This is a genomic window from Sphingomonas aerophila, from assembly GCF_014199305.1.
Taxonomy (GTDB): Bacteria; Pseudomonadota; Alphaproteobacteria; order Sphingomonadales; family Sphingomonadaceae; genus Sphingomonas; species Sphingomonas aerophila.
In genome coordinates, this window is the sequence record NZ_JACIJK010000009.1 from 113,176 (window position 1) to 130,236 (window position 17,061).

The window sequence follows — 17,061 nt, forward strand, 5'->3', positions numbered from 1 at the left end:
CGAAGCGCCGCCCGGCCGTCAGATGATCGGTTTGCCGCCGGTCACCGCAATCGTCGCGCCGGAGATGTAGCTCGCCTCCGAACTGGCAAGCATCACATATGCAGGCGCCAGCTCCTTTGGCTGCCCTGGTCGACCGATCGGTGTCTCCTCGCCGAAGCTCTTCACCTTTTCGGGCGGCATGGTGGACGGGATCAGCGGCGTCCAGATCGGCCCCGGTGCGACGCAGTTCACCCGGATACCCTTCTTGGCCAGCAACTGCGCAAGACCGCCGGTGAAGTTCTGGATCGCACCCTTGGTGGTCGCATAGGCTAGTAGTTGCGGGGTCGGACTGTCGGCATTGACGGACGTCGTGTTGATGATCGCCGACCCTTCCGCCATGTGCGGGACCGCCGCCTTGGTGATGAAGAACATGGCATGGATGTTGGTGCGGAAGGTTTCCTCCCACTCCTCGTCCGGGATCTCGGTAAAGTCCTCGAACGTCGCCTGGTGCGCGGCGTTGTTGACCAGGATGTCGACCCGGCCGAACGCCTCCACCGCCTTGGCGACGATGCTGCGGCAATGCTCGGCCGACTGGATGTCGCCGGGCACCAGCACCGCCTGCCGGCCGGCGCTCTCGATCAGCCGCCGGGTTTCCTGCGCGTCCTCTTCCTCGTTGAGGTAGGAGATGAGCACGTCCGCGCCTTCACGGGCAAATGCCAGCGCGACCGCGCGACCGATGCCGCTGTCGCCGCCAGTGATGACTGCCTTCTTTCCCTCCAGCTTGCCCGACCCTTTATAGCTGTCCTCGCCATAATCGGGCTGGGGGTCCATCGCTGCGCTGCTGCCGGGCATCGGCTGCTGCTGTTCCGGCATCGGTGGCTTGGGTTCGTCGGTCATGTGCTGTCACTCTCCAAACGCCCGCCCCGGCTTCTGTTAGCGCTGGTCGCGGTTGCGGGCAGTAACCCAGGTCTGTCGAATAGGCTCCGTTCGGCCAAACCCGGCGGTCCGCCGCCAGGATTGCTGCGCCGGCGACTTCGAGCCAGCATGGACAAGATGGAGCGAGACAAGGGGCAGGGGATGAGCAGGGAACGTCTGTGTCGTGGTTTCCTGTGGCTCGCCGTGCTGGTCGGCGGTCCCTTGCTCGGCGCGAAGCTGTTTGATCTGCTTGTCCTCGCCGGCGCGTGGAGCGCTCACCCGCCAGCCTCACTGGCGATGATGCCTTATGGCAGGGCCTGGCCGGTCGACACCGGGCTGTTCTTTGTCCCGTTCTCCGCCCTGATGCTATTGGCCGGCTTTGGCGCGCTGGTTACCGGCTGGCGGACGCCGTGGCGGTATCGATGGCTGCTCTGCCTGCCCTCGGTCGGTATCCTTGCGCTGCTGGTCCTGACAGTGGTCGCGTTCTGGCCGATGAACGCGGACCTCCACTACCATGGCATCGGGTCGCCCAAGGACCGGATCACCGACGCGCAATCGATCGCGATGGCACGCCGGTGGGTGATGCTGGATTGGCTACGCGTCGCGGGGGCGACCGCCGCCTTTGTCGCCCCGCTTCGCGCCCTCACGCTGCCTTGGCCGACCGATGCAGCGCCCCGCGATACGCCCGCCGTGCGCCTGTTGCTCGCGCTCGCGCTGGCCGGGGTGGCGGCGTTTGTGGTCTGGTTCGTCGCCAACCTCTAGCCGTGTCGCCTCAGAACGCGCTCAGCCCAGTGATTGCGCGGCCGAGGATCAGCGCGTGGACGTCATGCGCGCCCTCATAGGTATTGACCGTCTCCAGGTTCATCAGGTGGCGCATCACGCCATATTCGCCAGAGATGCCGTTGCCGCCGTGCATGTCACGCGCGACCCGGGCGATGTCGAGCGCCTTGCCGACATTGTTGCGCTTGATCAGCGATACCATCTCGGGCGCGAAGCGGCCTTCGTCCATCAATCGCCCGACGCGCAGGCTCGCCTGCAACCCCAGCGCGATCTCGGTTTCCATGTCGGCGAGCTTCTTCTGATATAGCTGCCGCCCGGCGAGCGGCGTGCCGAACTGCTTGCGGTCCAGCCCATATTGCCGCGCCGCATGGAGGCAGAACTCCGCCGCACCCATCGCGCCCCAGCTGATGCCATAGCGCGCGCGATTCAGGCAGCCGAACGGACCCTTCAGACCCTCGACGTCGGGTAGCAGTGCGTCCTCACCGACCTCGACCTCGTCCATCATCACCATGCCGGTGATCGACGCGCGCAGCGACAGCTTGCCCTCGATCTTGGGCGTCTCCAGCCCCTTGGCCCCCCGCTCCAGCACGAAGCCCCGGATCTTCCCCTCATGAGCGTCCGACTTGGCCCAGATCACGAATACATCGGCGATAGGCGAGTTGGAGATCCAGGTCTTGGACCCCGACAGCACATAGCCGCCGTCCGTCTTGCGCGCCCGGGTCATCATGCCACCAGGGTCGGAGCCCGCATCCGGTTCGGTCAGGCCGAAACAGCCGATCCACTCGCCCGTCGCTAGCTTGGGCAGGAAACGGCGCTTCTGTGTCTCCGACCCATAGGCAAGGATCGGATACATGACGAGCGAGCTCTGGACGCTCATCATCGACCGGTACCCGGAATCGATCCGCTCCACCTCGCGCGCGACCAGGCCATAAGCGACATAGGACGCGCCGACGCCGCCATATTCCTCCGGCACCGTCGGGCCGAGCAGGCCGAGCCCGCCCATCTCGCGAAAGATCTCGGGGTCGGTATGTTCGTGCGCGAACGCGTCAGTGATGCGCGGCGCCAGCTTGTCGTCGCAATAAGCGCGCGCGGTATCGCGAACCATGCGCTCGTCGTCGGTCAGCTGATCATCGAGAAGGAACGGATCTTCCCAGCTGAAGCGGCCCATGCCCGCCATGCAAACTCTCCTGTATGTTGTGTCAGCGCTTCGCGCGCGGTGACCCGGATGTCCACCCCGGCAGGGTAGCTCAGTTCTCGATGACCAGCGCCGTGATGGTCGTCAGAACGACGGTCCCGTCATCCTCGATCCTGTCCAGCGCAAGGCTGGCAAGCAGGTGATCCCGCATCGGCAACTCCGCCAGCGGCAGGTCGGACAACCACCGGCCGAGCGTCGGTGACCGGGGCGACGACACGACGAGCGAGACCTGGATGCCCACAAACGTCGCGCTCGCCCATGGCCGCGCGCGCACGTCGGCCAGCTCGATCGCCAGTCCGGCCGCGTGGGCGGACGAGTGCAGCGCGCGGGCCAGCCGCGCTTCTGCGTCACGGCCACGAACGGGGGTTGCGATCACGAGTCGAGCCTCGCAATGGTTTCGCGTACCCGCGCCACGGTGCCCGGTCCCGGCTTTCGCCCACGCCTCAGGTCGCGGACCAGCCGCGGGTCGTTCACGGCGACCCGGCCGAACCGCGTCTCCTTCAGCCCCGTTCGGAGCAGGCATCCTTCAATCTCCCTGACCAGTGACATAACGCGACTCGCCTTGTCGTTCCCGATCTGTTCCAGTAGGAACGACTCGTCCAACAAGTCGAGGGAAATTTTCCTCGACGGCGGAGACGAATGATGAATGATCCACGCGAGGTGCTTTTGGCCGAGGCGCGGCGTCGGGGCGAAAGCCTGGCGGCGTTGTCGGGCATGCTCGGGCGAAATTCGTCCTATCTTGGCCAATATGTGACGCGCGGCAGCCCGCGGGTCCTCGACGCGCGCGACCGCAAGCTGCTGGCCCAGCATCTGGGAGTTGATGAGGTGCGGCTGGGGGCGAGCGTCCGCGATGCCGCGTTACGGCTGCCGGTGCTGAGCGTCGCCGCGTCCGCGGGACCAGGGTCGCTGGTGGAGGATGAGGTGGTGGTCGGCGTCGGCACCGTGGACGCCGTGCTCGCCCGCTCGCTGGGGCTTCGTCACGGCCTTGCCAGCGTGATCGGCGTCCGGGGAGACTCGATGGCGCCGGGCATCCTTGATGGCGACCAATTGGTGGTGAACGAAGCGGATCGGCGCCCGGACGCGACCGGTGCAGTTTACGTGATCCGCATTGACGAAGCGATCATGGTCAAGCGCGTGCGGCGCGAAGCGGGCGGCCTGGTCGCGACCAGCGACAACCCGACCGCAGACCCGGTGCCGTCCCTGCCGATCGAGGTGATCGGACGCGTCGTCTGGCTGATGCGCCGGCCGGGCTAGGCGGCGATAGGCGGAACCCTACTGTTCAAGCGCTTCAGCGCTGGAGCGGCCCTTGCCGGGTCGGTCGGCTCGGGCACGAACTCGGCCGGCGACCCGTGGTCGTGACGAGTATCTCGATCGGCCAATAGCGACGGAGCGCGCTGCCCGCTCAGCCTTTGAGTAATCCGGGCATGTTCACCGGTGGGACGCTTGGCTTGACCACTGCCGGTCGCCCGGAACCGGGCTGACCATGACCATTGGCGAATTGCACGGATGCTGCCCGAGCGCGACGTCGGCGTCCGATCCTGCTTCCGGGCTGCCTTCAATATGCCGCAGGGCGCGTGTGTGACGGCGCGCGGCGGAGCGGCATCAGGTGGTCGTCCCGGCTAGGCGCTTACCCCGCGAAGCAGACGGAGCGGTATGGCCCCGGACCAGCCTTCAGCCTCGCGTACGCAACCAGATCACAATGGCCAGGACGATGCCCAGGCCCAGTCCGACCAGCAGGCCGGCACTTGTCTGTCCGGTCGCCACGCCGATCGCCGCGCCCCCCATGGCACCAAGCGCGATAAAGGCACCACCTGCGGCGGGATTGGGGGAAGCAGCCATGAACGGCCAGTGCCACGTCCCGCCCCGGGACGCCAGCCGTGCCGTGCTGGGACGGCTGGCACGGTTCCGTATGCCCCGCTTTTCGCGTGTTTACCTTTGTGATCCCCGGCCTGCCGTAGCCTCTGCAACGGTGGCACGGTTCGTGCGACCTGTCGGGCACAATGCAGCTCTACCTGTCCGACTCCGCCGCGGTGGCCGATGCCGCCGACCTGATCGCCCGCCACGGCACCGATGCGGAGTTCGAGGCCGCAGCTCTTGCCAACAAGTCGCGCGACATCGGCAATCACTTGCGCTTCTGTCGGTGGCGGCAGATCGAGCGGTTGATCATTCTGCTGGGTTGCGACGAAGCGGTGGGGACCGTCCACTAACGCCCGCATCACAACGCTGCGCGCCATTGTTCGGCGCGCTTCCGCTATCTACAGGCGGGGCATGGTAATCCGCGTTGCGCGGCTGTCGCCGGCGGCGACCGCGCTTGTTCTCCTTGCTGCTCCGGCGGTCCGCGCGCAGAGCGTCCCGGCTGTGAGTCCGGCTCAGGTCCCCGCGCCACCGCAACCAGTTCCCGATGCGGCGATGCCGGATCCCGGCGCGGCACTGGCGCCCTTGTCCGGTATCGGCGTCGACTGGCCGACCCTCCCGACCAATACCGACACCGCAACAGGGCAGACCACCGACGCTGCGGCGGAGACCCGCTATGGCTGGCGTATCGAGGGGATCGACGGCGTCGGCGATGCACTGCTTCATCAGCGCTTTGCGGCGGCATCGACTCTCGACGCGAACGACGGGGAGGTAGCGAACGCGGCACAGCTCGACCGCCGTGCGAAGGAAGATGCCGAACTGCTGGTCAGCCTGCTGCGAGCGGAGGGCTATTATGATGCGCGGGTCACGACGCGCGTAGAACCCGGGACCAAGCCGCAGGTGGTGCTCGCGGCGGAACCGGGCAACCAGTATCGACTGGCCGGCGTCACCCTCGGCGGCGTGGCGCAGGCAGGGGCCAAGGCGGACGAGCTGACAAGGGCGTTCGGAGTGAAGCCGGGCGATCCGCTCAACGCCGACACGGTCGTCGCAGGGCAGGCGCGCCTGCGTGAACAGATCGGTCGGGAGGGGTTCCCCTTCGCCAAGGTGGGCGAGCCAGAGGTCGTCGTCGACCACGCCACTCGTACAGCTACGCTCGACCTGCCGGTCGCGCCGGGGCAGGCGCAGCGGTTCGGGCAGGTAATCGCCCTGCCGGGCAACCGGGTATTCGACGCAGCCCATGTCGCCGACATCGCCCGCTTCACGCCGGGCCAGCGGTTCGACCAAAATACCATCGACGACCTGCGCCGCGCACTGATCCAGACCGGCCTCGTCTCCCAGGCGGAGGTGAAGCCGGTCGAGGGTCAAACCCCCGGCACCGTCGACATCGGCGTCCGGCTCGATCCCGCCCCGCCGCGCACCGTTGCAGGCGAACTTGGCTATGGCACCGGCGAGGGCGCGCGGGCGGAGGCAAGCTGGACCCACCGCAACCTGTTCCCACCCGAAGGGGCGTTGACCCTGCGTGGTGTGCTCGGCACGCGCGAACAGCTTGGCGCGGCGGTGTTCCGGCGTAACAACTTCCACGGCCGCGATCGCGTGCTGACCGGCCAGATCGCCGCCGCCCATGTCGAGCGTGACGCCTATGAGGCGAATACCTTTTCGCTGTCGGGCAGCCTGGAGCGGCAGACCAACATCTTCTTCCAGAAAGCCTGGACCTGGTCGCTGGGGGCAGAACTGCTTGCCTCTGACGAGCGGGATGTGATCGTGTCCACCGGCCAGCCCCGGCAACGCACCTTTCTCATCGCCGCCGCGCCGACCAGCCTGACCTATGACGGATCTGACGACCTGCTGAACCCGACGCGCGGTTTCCGGGTCGGCGGGCGCCTGTCGCCCGAGCTGTCGTTGCAGGGAACAGCCTTTGGCTACACCCGCACCCAGTTCGATGCGAGCATATACCGGTCGGTGACCGACCGCGTGGTGCTGGCGGCGCGAACGCGGCTGGGGACGATCGTTGGCGCTCCCCGTGACCAGGTGGCGCCGTCACGTCGCTTCTACGCGGGCGGCGGCGCGTCCGTGCGAGGCTATGGCTTTCAGTCGATCGGGCCGCGTGACCCCAACAACGATCCGATCGGCGGCCGCAGCCTGGCTGAATTCTCGATCGAGGCGCGGGTTAGGGCGTTCGGCAATTTCGGCCTGGTGCCCTTCCTGGATGCCGGCAATATCTACACCGCCGCGCTGCCCGACTTCACCGGCATGCGCTTCGGCACGGGGCTGGGCGTGCGCTACTACAGCAATTTCGGCCCGATCCGCGTCGATGTCGGCACGCCGATCAACCCGCAGCGGGGCGACGCGCGGGTGGCCGTGTATGTGTCCCTGGGACAGGCGTTTTGAAGAAAGCGCTGCGCTGGCTGTTGATTGCGCTGCTGGCGCTAATTGCATTGGCAGGGGCCGTGCTGGCGCTCGTCGACACCTCGATCGGGCACCGGTTCGTGGCCGACCGGATCGGGGAGGTGCGGCTCGCCAATGGCCTTCGCTTCAGCGTCGGCCGGATCGACGGGTCTCTGTACAGCAACACCCGGCTGACGAACCTGCGCGTTTATGATCCGCAAGGGCTGGTGTTCCAGGCGCCGGACGTCGCGCTCGACTGGCGTCCGCTCGCCTGGCTGTCGAACCGGCTGGAGATAGAACGGCTTGCCATCCCCCGCGCGACCTTCGTGAAGGTGCCACGCGCCCGGCCGACCGGGCGGCGCGGGCCGGTACTGCCCGATTTCGATATCCACATCGGTGCGCTCTCCGTGGGGCGGCTGGATATCGCGCGGGGCGTGCTCGGCGCGCCGCGGCAGGGGCGGCTCGCCGGGCGGGCCGATATCCACGCCGGCCGGGCGCTGGTGGAGCTGTCCGCGCTGGTGGCGGGCAGCGACCGCCTGCGTCTCAGGATTGACGCCGCGCCAGATCGCGACCGTTTCGACATCGACGTGGATGCGACTGGCCGGGCCGGGGGCGTGCTGGCGCGGATGGCGGGCAATCACGGCCCGGTCACGCTCACCGTTGCGGGCGACGGCCGCTGGACGCGCTGGCAGGGCACGGCGGCCGCCAGCATCGCAGGAAGGCCGGTTGCGGACCTGCGGCTGGGGGTGGAGTCCGGCCGCTACACGCTCGGCGGCACGATAACGCCGGCCCCATTCCTGCGTGGCAAATTACTGCGGCTGACAACCCCACGCGTGCTGGTCAGCGGCAGCGCGACCTTCGCCAACCGCCGCATCGATGGCGTGCTGGCTCTACGCAGCCGCGCCCTGGCCGCGACCGCGACCGGCGTGATCGACCTTTCCAGCAGCGATTTCGATGCAGTGCGCGTGCGAGCGCGGCTGCTCCAGCCGCCAGCGCTGTTCCCGAACATGACGGGCCGCACCATCGAACTGCGCGCGGTGATCGACGGCCCGTTCCGCACCGCCCGCTTCGACTATCGCCTGGATGCAGAGCGCTTCGCCTTCGACCAGACCGGGTTCGAGGACGCCCATGCCGCGGGGCAGGGGCGCTTCAGCCCCGCGCCGGTAATCGTCCCCATCCGCTTCCGCGCGGCCCGCGTAACGGGAGTGGGCGATGTTGCGGGCGGCATCCTGCGCAACCTGATCGCAGAGGGGCAACTGCGGGTCACCTCTACGCTGCTGACCGGGTACGGCATTCGTGTCCGTTCCGACAAGCTGTCTGGCCAGATCACGCTGGTGCTGGACCTGCGCACGGGCGTTTACCAGGTCGGCGTCGCGGGCGCGCTCGGCCGCTATGTCATACCGGGGCTGGGCGTGGTCGACGTGAAATCCACGCTGCGGGTCGTACCCGGGCCGGGCGGGCACGGCACGCGCATTGTCGGGCAGGGCAGCGCGCAGATGCTGCGGCTCGACAACGCCTTTTTTCGCGGCCTTGCCGGCGGACTGCCGCGCATCACCACGGGGCTGGAGCGGACGCCGGATGGCATTTTGTGGTTCCGTGGCCTGGTGCTGACCGCACCCTCGATCCGGCTGACGGGCAACGGTTATCGGCGCCGCGACGGCACGTTCCACTTCGAGGGCGGCGGGACCCAGACCACCTATGGTCCCGTCACGCTGGTGCTGGACGGCCAGATCGACCACCCCCGGCTTGACCTCCGTTTCGCGCGGCCGAACGCGGCGCTGGGCCTCCGCGACGTTGCGGCGCACCTCGATCCAACGCCACAGGGGTTCGCGTTCCGGGCCGCCGGCACCTCACGCCTGGGGCCGTTCACCGGGACGGGCGCCATCCTGCTGCCCCCCGGCGGGCAGGCGCGGATCAACGTGGACGACCTCACGGTGGCGGGCACGCGCGCCAGCGGATCGCTGGCCATCGTGACTGGCGGCTTCGGCGGCAGCCTGACGGTCGCGGGTGGCGGGCTCGGCGGCACGATCGGCTTCCGCCCCGACGGCGATGTGCAGCGGATAGAGGCACATCTCGATGCGCGCGGCGCGCGGGCGGCGGGCTGGACCCTGCGGCGCGGGCATCTCGATCTGGTCATGCGGCTGGACCCGGCCGGAACGGACATCGACGCAACGGCGAACGGGCAGGGACTGCGCCGAGGTTCCTTGAGCCTCGCCCGTTTCGCCGGCACCGCGCATCTGGTGGACGGAGTGGGAGAGGTGCGCGCCTCGGTCGCGGGTTCGCGCGGGCGGGCCTTTGACATTCAAACCGTGACGCAGGTCCGGGCAGACAGCTATTCGGTGCTTGCCCAGGGTACGCTGGATCGGCGCCCGCTTCGCTTGCTGGAGCCGGCGACGCTGACGCGGGACGGCGCTGGCTGGCGGCTTGCGCCCACGCGGTTGAGTTTCGCCGGCGGGGAGGCGACGGTGGGCGGGCGCTTTGGCAGCCAAACCAGCATCGACGCAGGGCTGACGCGGATGCCGCTCGCCATTCTCGACATTGGTTATCCGGGTCTTGGCCTTTCGGGCACCGCGTCGGGGCATCTCGCCCTCGGGTCGCAAGCCGGCGCGGCGCCGACCGGACGCGTCGACATGCAGATCCGCGGTCTCGCCCGCGCCGGGCTGGTACTGTCGTCCAAGCCGATCGACGTTGGCCTTGCGGGCGTGCTTACCGCCGACCGGCTCGGTATCCGCGCCGTTATGGGATCGGGCGGGCAGGTGATCGGGCGGGTGCAGGCGCTCGCGACCCCGCTTGGGACCGGCGACCTCGCCAGCCGGATTTCCCGCGCGCCATTGATCGCGCAGCTTCGTTATGCAGGCCCCGCGGACACCTTATGGCGACTGACCGGGGTCGAGCTGTTCGACCTCTCCGGCCCGGTTCAGGTCGCGGCCGACGCGGGCGGCACACTCGACCAGCCGGTGATCCGCGGGCAGGTCCAGGCCAACGGCGCCCGCATCGAAAGCGCCACCACCGGCACCGTGCTGACCGGTATCCAGGCGAGCGGCCGATTTGCCGGGTCGCGCCTCCAGATCGACCGCTTTGCGGCGGCGGCGGGCAAGGGCGGGCGGGTGACGGGCACGGGCCGCTTCGACTTCGCCGCCCAGAACGGGATCGGCCTCGACATCCGGCTCGACGCCGACCACGCCGCCATGATCGCACGCGACGACATCGCCGCGACCGTGACCGGGCCGCTGTCGTTCCGCTCCACCGGGGTAGGCGGCACCATTTCGGGCGATGTGGTCCTCAACCGCAGCCGCTACCGCCTCGGCCAAGCCGCAGCCGCCAGCGCAGCGCCACGATTGAACGTGCGGGAGATTAACCTGCCCGAAGGAAACGGGGATGAGGACGATGTCCCAGTGACCCCGTGGCAGCTCGCCATTCGCGCCCGCGCCCGCGATGGCCTCCGGGTCAGCGGCCTTGGCCTGTCGAGCGAATGGTCGGCCGACCTCCAGATCGGCGGCCAGCCCGAAAACCCGGCCATCACCGGTCGGGCCGACCTGATCCGCGGCGACTATGAGTTCGCCGGCCGCGAGTTCGAGCTGGAACGCGGCGTGATCCGCTTCGGCGGGGAGGTGCCCGCCAATCCGGCGCTGGATATCGAGGCGGACGCGACCTCCACCGGCCTCAACGCCAGCATCCGCGTGACCGGCAATGCGCTGAAGCCAGAGATCAGCTTCACCAGCACACCCGCGCTTCCCCAGGACGAGTTGCTGTCCCGGCTGCTGTTCGGCACCTCCATCACCAACCTGTCCGCCCCCGAAGCGCTTCAGCTCGCAGCGGCGGTGGCGGCGCTGCAAAATGGCGGCAACGGCCTCAACCCGATCAACGCGGTACGGCGGGCGGCGGGGCTCGATCGCCTTCGCATCCTTCCCGCCGACCCGCAAACGGGGCAGGGCACCGCGATCGCCGCGGGCAAATACGTCACTCGCCGCTTTTATGCTGAGATCGTGACCGATGGTCAGGGATATTCGGCCACACAGGTCGAGTTTCAGGTGACCCGCTGGCTGTCGCTCCTGTCCAGCATCTCCACGCTTGGGCGCCAAAGCGCCAACGTCCGCGTGTCCAAGGATTACTGAAACACGGATCGGTTGGACGCTTTTGCCGCTTCGTGCATTGAGCGCCCCATGATCCGATTGTTTCACGTCAGTGACGTTCACTTCGGGGCGGAAGATCCCGACGCCATCGCCTGGTTCACCGGACTGGTCGCCACCGAGCGGCCCGACGCGGTGATCATGACAGGGGACCTCACCATGCGGGCGACCACCCAGGAGTTCCAGCGTGGCGGCGACTGGCTCCGCTCGCTGAACGTGCCGGTCACGCTGGAGGTCGGCAACCACGATATTCCCTATTACTGGGACCCGATCCGCCGCTTGCTTGCGCCCTACACGCGCTATGCCGCAGTTGAGAAGATGATCGAGCACCCGCTCGACCTGCCGGGCATCACCGTGGTGCCGCTCAAGACGACCGCTCGGGCACAATGGCGCTGGAACTGGTCAAAGGGACGGGTCAGCTCAGGCTCGCTGCGTCGCGCGCTGGCCCTGATCGACCAAGCGCCCAAGGGCGACGTCATTCTGGTTGCCGCCCATCATCCGCTGATAGAGGGCGGGACGCGCGGCACGGCAAGAACGCGTCACGGCGATATCGCCCTGAATGCCCTTGCCGAAGCGGGCGCTCATGCCGTGCTGTCGGGCCATGTCCACGATCCCTTTGACGTGCCGGTGGAGCGGTCCGGTCGGACCGTGCGCATGATCGGGGCGGGAACGCTTTCAAAGCGCACGCGCGCCACTCCCGCGGCCTTCAACGAATTGCGCATCCAGAATGGCCAGATCGAGGCGATTGCGCGGACCCACACCAGCGCGCCGCCCAAGCCGATCGAGGAAGCGGTGGCGGCGGGGGAGGCCTGACCCGCCGCCTGCTCCTTCGACGAACGGGCGAGCCTCCCATAGCCCGATAAGCGCAAACGCCGCCCGGATCGCTCCGGGCGGCGTTCGTGTTACCAGGATCGGTGATCAGCTCTTCTTGCGGCCACGCTTCGGGGCAGCGGCGGCCTCTTCGTCATGCTCTTCATCATGATCTTCTTCGCCCGCCTCGGTCAGCGCCTGGCCCAGGTCGCGAAGCTTGTCGCCGTTCTTGTCTGCCTTGTCGGCGATCTTGGTGGTCGCGGCGCCAAGGCGGTGGAGTAGCGCGTGAATGCGATCCGCGTCAGGTTCGCCCTTTTCGAGCTGCTTGCGCAGGGCAGTAAGGTCGCGGAGAATGCCCTTGGCACCAGCGACGTCGGTTTCGGCAAGTGCTGCCTCCCAATCCTCGATCAGGTTAGCGCCCCTGTCAGGCTTTGTGCTGTCGAGCCCGCGATTGATCGCGTTGATCGTTCCGGCAAACTTGATGGCCATGCGACATCCTTCGACTGGAATGGTGATGCCGCGGGTGACGCGGCGGGGACCTGAACGTCCGCCGCCCTGTCGCTATCCGTGCCCACGCCCCGGATCTGGACAGACGATAACCTGGATTGCTCTACTCCCAAACGACAACCGCCGCCCGGGCGAACCCGGACGGCGGCTGTTGTTCAGTCTTTTAGGGCCGCAGATTACTCGCGGCCGAGGAACTCGCCCTCGTCCTGGCTGCGGTCGAGATACTCGCCCGCATCCTCGTCCCTGCCGGTGCCCGACGTCACCACATCTGCCAGCGGATCGCTGCCCGTGCCCACGTCGTCGCGAACGGTGCGGGCAAGCTCTGCCTCGCGCTGCTCGGCAGCAGTAGCGGGAGCGACCAGGGCCGCTTCCATCCGGCGCTGCGAAGCGCGGATGGCCGCATCGGCGGAGGAGGCCGCAACGCGCAGGCGGTTCATGCCCGCACCCGTGCCCGCCGGGATCAGGCGGCCCACGATCACGTTCTCCTTCAGGCCCATGAGCGTGTCCTGCTTGCCTTGGACCGCAGCCTCCGTGAGGACGCGGGTGGTCTCCTGGAACGACGCCGCCGAGATGAAGCTGCGGGTCTGCAGCGACGCCTTGGTGATGCCGAGCAGGATCGGCTTGCCCTGCGCACGCGCCTGGCCTGCCTCGAGCTTCGCGTTGACCGCGTCCATCTCCTCACGGTCGAGCTGTTCGCCCTTCAGAAGCGTGGTGTCGCCGCCGTCGGTGATTTCAACCTTTTGCAGCATCTGGCGAACGATCACCTCGATGTGCTTGTCGTTGATCTTCACGCCCTGCAGTCGATAGACTTCCTGGATCTCGGACACGAGGTACTCGGCGAGCGGCTCGATGCCCATGGTTTCCAGGATGTCGTGCGGATCGGGGCTGCCGCCGATCAGGTTGTCGCCACGCTTGACGTAGTCGCCTTCCTGAACGTCGATCACCTTCGACTTCGGCACCAGATACTCCACGACCTCGCCGCCGTCCTCGGGCTGGATCCCGATCTTGCGCTTGGCCTTGTAGTCCTTGCCGAACACGACCCGGCCGGAGACCTTGGCGATGATCGCCGACTCCTTGGGGACGCGTGCCTCGAACAGCTCCGCCACGCGCGGCAGACCGCCCGTGATGTCGCGGGTCTTGGCGGCCTCGCGGCTGACACGTGCCAGCACGTCGCCCGCCTGCACCTGCGCACCGTCCTCGACCGACAGGGTCGCACCCGATGCCAGCATGTAGCGGCCGGTTTCACCCGAACCCTCGTCGAGCAGGGTCAGGCGCGGACGCAGATCCTCCTTCGACTTGGCGCTGGTGCGGTACTCGATGACCACGCGCTGGGCGATGCCGGTCGCTTCGTCGGTCTGCTCGGTGAGCGTCTTGCCCTCGATCAGGTCCTGGAAGCGGACGGTGCCCGGGTTCTCCGTGATCACCGGCATGGTGAACGGATCCCATTCCGCCATGCGGTCGCCCTTGGTCAGCACATGGCCGTCGTCGAACATCACATACGCGCCGTACGGAATACGGTGGGTGGAGAGCTCGCGCCCGTCCATGTCGGTGATGACGATCTCGCCCGAACGGCTGAGCACCACGCGCCGACCACGCTGGTCGATGATGACGCGCAGGTCCTTGTACGAGGCGGTACCGTCAACCGGTGCCTCCAGGTTGGACTGCTCGTTGAGCTGCGCCGCACCACCGATGTGGAAGGTACGCATGGTCAGCTGCGTGCCCGGCTCACCGATCGACTGCGCCGCGATGACGCCAACAGCTTCACCGATGTTCACCGGCGTACCGCGGGCAAGGTCGCGCCCGTAGCACTTTCCGCAAACGCCGATCTTGCTTTCGCAAACCAGCGGCGAACGGATCTTCATGCCGATGATGCCGACCTTTTCGATCTGCGCGATCATCGCCTCGTCCAGCAGCGTGCCCGTCGGGATGACAACCTCACCCGTCTTGGCATCGACCACGTCCTCGGCCGTGGTGCGGCCCAGGATGCGCTCGCCCAGCGACGCGATGGTGGAGCCGCCCTGAACGATCGCCTTCATCTCCAGCGCGCGCTCGGTGCCGCAATCATCCTCGATGATGACGCAGTCTTGGCTGACGTCGACCAGGCGGCGGGTCAGGTAGCCCGAGTTCGCCGTCTTGAGCGCCGTGTCCGCCAGGCCCTTACGGGCGCCGTGGGTCGAGTTGAAGTATTCAAGGACGGTCAGGCCCTCCTTGAAGTTCGAGATGATCGGCGTTTCGATGATCTCGCCCGACGGCTTGGCCATCAGGCCGCGCATTCCGGCGAGCTGCTTGATCTGCGCCTGCGAACCACGGGCACCCGAGTGGGCCATCATGTAGATGGAGTTGATCGGCTTCTCACGGCCGGCCATCTCGCCGTCTTCCGGACCATAGCGGCGAACCGCCTTGATCTCGTTCATCATCGAGTTCGCGACCTGGTCGCCGCAACGGCTCCAGGCGTCGATCACCTTGTTGTACTTCTCCTGCTGAGTGATCAGGCCGTCCTGATACTGCTGCTCAAAGTCCTTCACCTGCTCGCGCGTTTCGTCGACCAGCGCGTCCTTGTCGGGCGCGATGATCATGTCGTCCTTGCCGAACGAGATGCCGGCCTTGAACGCGTGGCGGAAGCCCAGCGCCATGATCGCGTCAGCGAACAGGACCGTCTCCTTCTGGCCGGTGTGACGATACACCTCGTCGATCACGTCGCCCACGTCCTTCTTGGTGAGGAGGCGGTTGACGGTCTCGAACGGCACCTTGGACGACTTGGGCAGCGTTTCGCCCAGCAGCATGCGGCCAGGCGTGGTTTCCACCCGCTTCATGTACTGCTTGCCGTTCTCGTCCGTCTGCGGAACGCGACTGATGATCTTCGTGTGAAGCGTCACGGAGCCGGCGTTCAGCGCCTGGTGCACCTCTGCCATGTCGGAGATTAGCATGCCCTCGCCGGGCTCGCCTTCCTTCATCATGGACAGGTAATACAGGCCCAGCACCATGTCCTGCGACGGCACGATGATCGGCTTGCCGTTCGCCGGGCTGAGGATGTTGTTGGTCGACATCATCAGCACGCGCGCTTCCAGCTGCGCCTCGAGGCTCAGCGGAACGTGCACGGCCATCTGGTCGCCGTCGAAGTCGGCGTTGAACGCAGAGCAGACCAGCGGGTGAAGCTGGATTGCCTTGCCCTCGATCAGCACCGGCTCGAACGCCTGGATGCCAAGACGGTGGAGCGTCGGCGCGCGGTTCAGCATCACGGGATGCTCGCGGATCACCTCGTCCAGAATGTCCCAGACTTCCTTGCGCTCCTTCTCGACCCACTTCTTCGCCTGCTTGAGCGTCATGCTCAGGCCCTTGGCGTCGAGGCGGGCGTAGATGAACGGCTTGAACAGCTCGAGCGCCATCTTCTTCGGCAGGCCGCACTGGTGCAGCTTCAGCTCAGGCCCGGTCACGATCACCGAACGGCCCGAATAGTCGACGCGCTTGCCGAGAAGGTTCTGACGGAAGCGGCCCTGCTTGCCCTTCAGCATGTCGGACAGCGACTTCAGCGGACGCTTGTTGGCGCCCGTGATCGTGCGACCGCGACGGCCATTGTCGAACAGCGCGTCGACGGCTTCCTGCAGCATGCGCTTTTCGTTGCGGACGATGATGTCCGGCGCACGCAGCTCCATCAGCCGCTTCAGGCGGTTGTTGCGGTTGATGACGCGGCGATACAGGTCGTTGAGGTCCGACGTCGCGAAGCGGCCGCCGTCCAGCGGAACCAGCGGGCGCAGTTCCGGCGGAATGACCGGGACGACCTCCAGGATCATCCACTCGGGCCGGTTGCCCGATTCCAGGAAGCTCTCGACGACTTTCAGTCGCTTGATGATCTTCTTGGGCTTCAGCTCCGACTTGGTCGTCGCCAGCTCTTCCAGAAGGTCACGCTTCTCGCCCTCGAGGTCCAGGCTCTCGAGCATGATGCGAACCGCTTCCGCGCCGATGCCGGCGGAGAAGGCGTCCTCGCCATACTGATCCTGCGCGTCGAGCAGTTCGTCTTCGGTCAGCAGCTGATACTTCTCGAGCGGGGTCAGGCCCGGCTCGATCACGATATAGGCCTCGAAGTACAGCACGCGCTCAAGCTGCTTCAGCTGCATGTCGAGCAGCAGGCCGATGCGGCTCGGCAGCGACTTCAGGAACCAGATGTGCGCAACCGGGGCGGCGAGCTCGATATGGCCCATCCGCTCACGGCGGACCTTCGACACGGTGACTTCAACACCGCACTTCTCGCAGACGATGCCCTTGTACTTCATCCGCTTGTACTTGCCGCACAAGCATTCATAGTCCTTGATCGGACCAAAGATGCGCGCACAGAACAGGCCGTCACGCTCGGGCTTGAACGTGCGGTAGTTGATCGTCTCGGGCTTCTTGATCTCGCCGAACGACCAGGAACGGATCTTGTCGGGCGACGCGATACCGATCTGGATCTGATCGAATGTTTCAGGCTTCGCGATCGGGTTCGCGAAAGGAGTCATCTCGTTCATAACT

The 17,061-nt window shown here is 66.9% G+C and carries 13 protein-coding genes; 6 read left to right on the top strand and 7 right to left on the bottom strand.

The genetic code is table 11. The features are described 5' to 3' along the window. Positions 1-18 precede the first annotated feature (18 nt). Positions 19-876: an SDR family oxidoreductase gene (locus FHS94_RS14680; RefSeq protein ID WP_184059187.1), complete on the bottom strand. Its 858-nt coding sequence runs from the start codon at positions 874-876 to the stop codon at positions 19-21. 180 nt (positions 877-1,056) lie between these two features. Here FHS94_RS14680 and FHS94_RS14685 point away from each other — a divergent pair, with 180 nt between their 5' ends. Further along, positions 1,057-1,656: an anthrone oxygenase family protein gene (locus FHS94_RS14685; protein WP_184059189.1), complete on the top strand. Its 600-nt coding sequence runs from the start codon at positions 1,057-1,059 to the stop codon at positions 1,654-1,656. Between the two features lie 10 nt (positions 1,657-1,666). On the opposite strand, the gene FHS94_RS14690 is transcribed toward FHS94_RS14685, so the two are convergent. The 3 genes from FHS94_RS14690 to FHS94_RS14700 form a co-directional block, all read right to left on the bottom strand. After that, a complete protein-coding gene (locus FHS94_RS14690; protein WP_184059191.1) occupies positions 1,667-2,851 on the bottom strand; it encodes an acyl-CoA dehydrogenase in 1,185 nt (394 codons plus the stop codon). A gap of 70 nt (positions 2,852-2,921) precedes the next feature. Further along, positions 2,922-3,245 (bottom strand): hypothetical protein, encoded by a 324-nt coding sequence (locus FHS94_RS14695; protein ID WP_184059193.1) that lies wholly within the window; start codon positions 3,243-3,245, stop codon positions 2,922-2,924. Beyond that, positions 3,242-3,418: a hypothetical protein gene (locus tag FHS94_RS14700; RefSeq protein WP_184059195.1), complete on the bottom strand. Its 177-nt coding sequence runs from the start codon at positions 3,416-3,418 to the stop codon at positions 3,242-3,244. The genes FHS94_RS14695 and FHS94_RS14700 overlap by 4 nt, the downstream gene beginning before the upstream one ends. 93 nt (positions 3,419-3,511) lie before the next feature. Here FHS94_RS14700 and FHS94_RS14705 point away from each other — a divergent pair, with 93 nt between their 5' ends. Further along, a complete protein-coding gene (locus FHS94_RS14705) occupies positions 3,512-4,123 on the top strand; it encodes a S24 family peptidase (RefSeq protein ID WP_246348639.1) in 612 nt (203 codons plus the stop codon). Positions 4,124-4,540: 417 nt separating this feature from the next. On the opposite strand, the gene FHS94_RS14710 is transcribed toward FHS94_RS14705, so the two are convergent. After that, the gene (locus FHS94_RS14710; protein WP_184059199.1) at positions 4,541-4,708 is read right to left on the bottom strand and encodes a hypothetical protein; all 168 of its coding nucleotides are present in this window, start codon (positions 4,706-4,708) and stop codon (positions 4,541-4,543) included. 161 nt (positions 4,709-4,869) lie between these two features. Between FHS94_RS14710 and FHS94_RS14715 the strand changes: the two genes are divergently transcribed. From FHS94_RS14715 to FHS94_RS14730, 4 genes are all read left to right on the top strand, one after another. Continuing rightward, positions 4,870-5,076 carry a hypothetical protein gene (locus FHS94_RS14715; RefSeq protein ID WP_184059201.1) on the top strand — a complete coding sequence of 69 codons (207 nt, stop codon included), beginning with the start codon at positions 4,870-4,872 and terminating at the stop codon, positions 5,074-5,076. A gap of 61 nt (positions 5,077-5,137) precedes the next feature. Next, positions 5,138-7,111, top strand: a complete 1,974-nt coding sequence (locus FHS94_RS14720; RefSeq protein ID WP_184059203.1) for an autotransporter assembly complex protein TamA — start codon at positions 5,138-5,140, stop codon at positions 7,109-7,111. Further along, a complete protein-coding gene (locus FHS94_RS14725) occupies positions 7,108-11,223 on the top strand; it encodes a translocation/assembly module TamB domain-containing protein (RefSeq protein WP_246348640.1) in 4,116 nt (1,371 codons plus the stop codon). The genes FHS94_RS14720 and FHS94_RS14725 overlap by 4 nt, the downstream gene beginning before the upstream one ends. Before the next feature lie 48 nt (positions 11,224-11,271). Next, a complete protein-coding gene (locus FHS94_RS14730; protein ID WP_184059205.1) occupies positions 11,272-12,051 on the top strand; it encodes a metallophosphoesterase family protein in 780 nt (259 codons plus the stop codon). A gap of 105 nt (positions 12,052-12,156) precedes the next feature. On the opposite strand, the gene FHS94_RS14735 is transcribed toward FHS94_RS14730, so the two are convergent. After that, positions 12,157-12,537, bottom strand: coding sequence for a hypothetical protein (locus FHS94_RS14735; RefSeq protein ID WP_184059207.1), 381 nt, complete (start codon positions 12,535-12,537; stop codon positions 12,157-12,159). Positions 12,538-12,731: 194 nt separating this feature from the next. Beyond that, the gene (gene rpoC / locus FHS94_RS14740) at positions 12,732-17,057 is read right to left on the bottom strand and encodes a DNA-directed RNA polymerase subunit beta' (RefSeq protein ID WP_184059209.1); all 4,326 of its coding nucleotides are present in this window, start codon (positions 17,055-17,057) and stop codon (positions 12,732-12,734) included. Positions 17,058-17,061 lie beyond the last annotated feature (4 nt).

Excerpts from the sequence above, each read along its gene's own strand:
- FHS94_RS14680 (WP_184059187.1), bottom strand. The coding sequence starts at position 876 with ATGACCGACGAACCCAAGCCACCGATGCCGGAACAGCAGCAGCCGATG.
- FHS94_RS14685 (WP_184059189.1), top strand. The coding sequence starts at position 1,057 with ATGAGCAGGGAACGTCTGTGTCGTGGTTTCCTGTGGCTCGCCGTGCTG.
- FHS94_RS14690 (WP_184059191.1), bottom strand. The coding sequence starts at position 2,851 with ATGGCGGGCATGGGCCGCTTCAGCTGGGAAGATCCGTTCCTTCTCGAT.
- FHS94_RS14700 (WP_184059195.1), bottom strand. The coding sequence starts at position 3,418 with ATGTCACTGGTCAGGGAGATTGAAGGATGCCTGCTCCGAACGGGGCTG.
- FHS94_RS14705 (WP_246348639.1), top strand. The coding sequence starts at position 3,512 with ATGAATGATCCACGCGAGGTGCTTTTGGCCGAGGCGCGGCGTCGGGGC.
- FHS94_RS14710 (WP_184059199.1), bottom strand. The coding sequence starts at position 4,708 with ATGGCTGCTTCCCCCAATCCCGCCGCAGGTGGTGCCTTTATCGCGCTT.
- FHS94_RS14715 (WP_184059201.1), top strand. The coding sequence starts at position 4,870 with ATGCAGCTCTACCTGTCCGACTCCGCCGCGGTGGCCGATGCCGCCGAC.
- FHS94_RS14720 (WP_184059203.1), top strand. The coding sequence starts at position 5,138 with ATGGTAATCCGCGTTGCGCGGCTGTCGCCGGCGGCGACCGCGCTTGTT.
- FHS94_RS14730 (WP_184059205.1), top strand. The coding sequence starts at position 11,272 with ATGATCCGATTGTTTCACGTCAGTGACGTTCACTTCGGGGCGGAAGAT.
- FHS94_RS14735 (WP_184059207.1), bottom strand. The coding sequence starts at position 12,537 with ATGGCCATCAAGTTTGCCGGAACGATCAACGCGATCAATCGCGGGCTC.
- rpoC (WP_184059209.1), bottom strand. The coding sequence starts at position 17,057 with ATGAACGAGATGACTCCTTTCGCGAACCCGATCGCGAAGCCTGAAACA.